The organism is Mycobacterium sp. (assembly GCF_025965855.1).
GTDB lineage: Bacteria > Actinomycetota > Actinomycetes > Mycobacteriales > Mycobacteriaceae > Mycobacterium.
Map to the genome: position 1 here is coordinate 1 of NZ_JAOPWB010000283.1, position 3,352 is coordinate 3,352.

At 65.2% G+C, this 3,352-nt stretch carries 3 protein-coding genes and 1 pseudogene; 3 read left to right on the forward strand and 1 reads right to left on the reverse strand.

Annotation, left to right across the window (positions count from 1 at the left end; genetic code table 11):
• Positions 1 to 77 precede the first annotated feature (77 nt).
• The 3 genes from JWP83_RS24195 (at position 78) to JWP83_RS24205 (ending at position 2,005) form a co-directional block, all read left to right on the forward strand.
• Positions 78 to 365: a hypothetical protein gene (locus JWP83_RS24195; RefSeq protein ID WP_297736047.1), complete on the forward strand. Its 288-nt coding sequence runs from the start codon at positions 78 to 80 to the stop codon at positions 363 to 365.
• Positions 366 to 752: 387 nt separating this feature from the next.
• Positions 753 to 1,184, forward strand: coding sequence for an Hsp20/alpha crystallin family protein (locus JWP83_RS24200; RefSeq protein ID WP_297736050.1), 432 nt, complete (start codon positions 753 to 755; stop codon positions 1,182 to 1,184).
• A 134-nt stretch (positions 1,185 to 1,318) separates the two neighbouring features.
• Positions 1,319 to 2,005: a cutinase family protein gene (locus tag JWP83_RS24205; protein ID WP_297736052.1), complete on the forward strand. Its 687-nt coding sequence runs from the start codon at positions 1,319 to 1,321 to the stop codon at positions 2,003 to 2,005.
• Positions 2,006 to 2,045: 40 nt separating this feature from the next.
• Here the strand turns inward: JWP83_RS24205 and JWP83_RS24210 are convergent.
• Positions 2,046 to 3,352, reverse strand: a pseudogene (locus tag JWP83_RS24210) (fatty acyl-AMP ligase); the annotation flags it as partial.

A 3,352-nucleotide genomic window follows, 5' to 3' on the forward strand; every position in this document is an offset into this window, starting at 1 on the left:
CGCTGCCGCGAGGGACGTCGCCGCCAAGGGAGGAACTGTGAGGTTGGATGGCTGCAGGAGAGGCGAGAATGGCGGCCATGAACGAAACAGAGAACCGTGGTATCGACCTATCGCTCTTCTGTCCGGCACAACATCACGTCGGTAACCTCAGGAAGTTTGCAGCCGAGATCGGCTATCAGCCGAGAGGTGGACTGCTCGCGGCGTGGCCTCCACACCAGTCGGACTCGTGGTGGGAAGTCCGGTGCCCCGAGGGCTGCCCCGGCGTGTTGGGCGGTGCCGTCGATCCGATCCGCCAAGAGGTGAAGAGGCTCGCAGATGATCCCCAGCGGACGAATGCCCACTACACACTGAAGCAGGTGGGCTGAACACGCCGAGACCACGCAGTCAGTCGTGCGGTCAGTTATCGCACGCAACAGGTGCTCTTGACATTTCGGGGCAGCAATCGGGCCCCTATGTCCTATCCGGGTGGTCGGCAGTCGATCGGTGCGTACTTTGCAGCATGCCAACTGGGCCGCCACGACAAGGAATCACAGGAAAGCAAAATGAGAGCGCCGGGTCGCGCCGCGGGTTGCGAGCGAGCCGCTACCGGACAGCGGTCTAAGGCCAGTACCTCGGTGGCCGCATGCGGACGCAGCCGACCGTTTGAACGCGCAATGAATCTCTCTACAACATCAGCGGGCGCCGTCTAGCACCGGCGGCGGCACCGTGGTTCGATCGAAATCGAAAGAGATGCAACGATTTCAGGAGAATTCATGGCAACTCTGCCAGTCCAACGTCAGCCCAGAACCCTGGTGCCCGATCTCGCCGAGCTCTTCAGCGGCACTCCCCTGTTGGCCGGCCTGCGTCCGCTCTTCGACCGCAACCTCCTCCGCGTCGAGGACGAGATGGACGGCGGCCGCTACCAGGTGCGCGCCGAGATTCCCGGCGTCGACCCCGCAAAAGACATCGACGTCACCGTGCACGACGGGATGCTCACCATCAAGGCCGTACGCAGCCAGGCTGTCGAATCCCACGGTCGGTCCGAATTCAGCTATGGAACCTTCACGCGCTCCGTTCCGCTACCCGCCGGAGCCGACGTCGACGACGTCCACGCCACCTACGAAAAGGGCATTCTCGCCATCTCGGTGCCGGTGCCCAACGGCGCGCCGGCGGCGAAACGCATCGAGGTCGAAACTCGGGAGTGATTCCGCGGCCGGCGCCGGTCGGGCTTGCAGCGGCTGCACCAAATGCGGCGAGATCGCGATGTCGGCGACGGCGCCTCAAGCAGGTAGCGCGATTTGGCCGTTACGCCTCGGTCGCGGTATGTCAGCAATGGGACGTGAACGCACGCCCATTCGCTCGTTTGCTGGGCGCCGCGGTCGTGACAACCTCTGCGACGCTGCTGAGCGCACCAATCCTCATTGCGCCCGCCTCCGCCGCCCCCTGCCCCGACGTCGAGGTGACGTTCGCCCGCGGCACCAACGAGCCAGCTGGTGTCGGTGGCGTCGGACAGGCATTTCTCGATTCCCTGCGCTCGCAGGTTGGCGGCCGGTCACTCGGGGTGTATCCCGTCAACTACCCCGCCACCGAAGATTGGCCGCCGTCCGCATCCGCCGGCGCCAGCGATGCGAGCGCTCACGTTCAATCCATGGTGGCCAACTGCCCGAACACGAAGCTGGTGCTCGGTGGATATTCCCAAGGCGCGATGGTGACAGATCTGGTCACCATCGCCCGGACCTCGGTTGCGGGCTTTAACGCCGCGACGTTATCGGCCGACGAGGCCGATCACGTCGCCGCCGTCGCCGTCTTCGGGAATCCGACGGACAAACTTCTGGGCCCGATAAGCGAGGTCAGCCCGTGGTACGGGGCGAAGGCCATCGACATGTGCGCGCCCGGCGATTCGGTTTGCTCCCCCGGGGGCCTGTCGCTGCCTTCGCATGACGAGATGTTCTCCGCGGCGCACTTGTCGTATCAGCAGTCCGGGATGCCCAGTCAGGCGGCGACTTTCGTGGCGAGCCATCTCTGACGCAGTTGTCGACGACAACAAACCACGCGAAAGACCGCTGTCAGCAGTCGATCTCCGCGTGCAGGTCGAATTCGGCCAAGGTACGCGAAACGCTCTCCCGCAGCTCATCTTTGGTATTCGACCGCCCGAGCAGATAGGCAGAGATCCTGATGAACATCTTCCCGCGGCCCCGCCCCGAACCCAGGAACAGTTGCCCGCCCATGGCCTCGAGCGTGCTTTTCTTGATATCGGGCTCGAGGTTTCTCATGTACGCGTAATCGGCATCGGTGCCGTCGGGCCGGTTCGCCGCCGGGGACAGATCACCAACATTGGAGCAAGTGACCGGAAGGGTGGAACCACCCGCCGCCATCCCCGCTAGCTTCCTGGCCGCCCATACCGGTGTCAGCGCTGCCAGCGGCAACGGCGCCAGCCACTCGTTGTCGGGGTCCTCCATCGCGGCGAGGATTGTTTGCGTGATCCGGGCTTGCATTTCCCCGAGGTCCGTCGCCGCGCACGATGGGTCGACCGTGACGTCAACACTCGTGAGCGCGTTGCCACGCGTATCGCCTTCCGTCCGTAGCGTTACCAGGAATCGCAGGGTGACCGTTCCGTCGTCCTGAACACGCCCCATCCGCACCGCGAGTCTGCACGCGATTCCTGCCACCAGCGAGTTACTGCTTGCGCCAAGACTTTTCGCGCGAGCATCCCATTCCGCCAGGTCGATGTATGCGGTCAGCGCGGGCACCTCTACCGGCTGATCGACGCCGGCCGTCCTCGGCGAAGGTGGCGCCGCTTTGATCGATGAGTTGAGTTCCTTGAGGTCGCGCCGGGCCCGTCGCGCCACGGCGCCCAACGCGTGCCCTATGTCGGGCAGGTCCTTGACGGTTTGCCGGAGATCCTCACGCAACGCCCGCCTGCGCGTCCGCGATCCCGCCGGCGGATACCCCAATTCGCGCGTCCTGCCCTCGGCGGCATCTTCTATCGCCTGGCCGAACGCGATGGCGTCGACGATCGTGTGCGAAGCCACCAGACTGACCGCGGTCCCGCCGTCGTCGAGCGGAAGCACCCCGAGATGCCAGCCGGGTCCCCACTGCGGATCGATGGGTAGTCGCGCCCGCTCGTCGGCCCAGGCGTCCACATCGGCACGCGGCTGCGGCGTCGCGGCGAAATCGATCTCCTCCGGCGCCGGAGCCAACACCCAGCGATCGCGCGCGAACGGTAACGCAGACCGTTCGATCCGGCGCCCCAACAACCCGCGCCCAAGATTGCGGTGAAAACGCCGCAACCCCTCCACACCGACGGCACGGTCGTATATCCAGGTGACCTGAATCAGCGCGCCGTGCACCGCTCGCAGCGCGAGAAACGCCG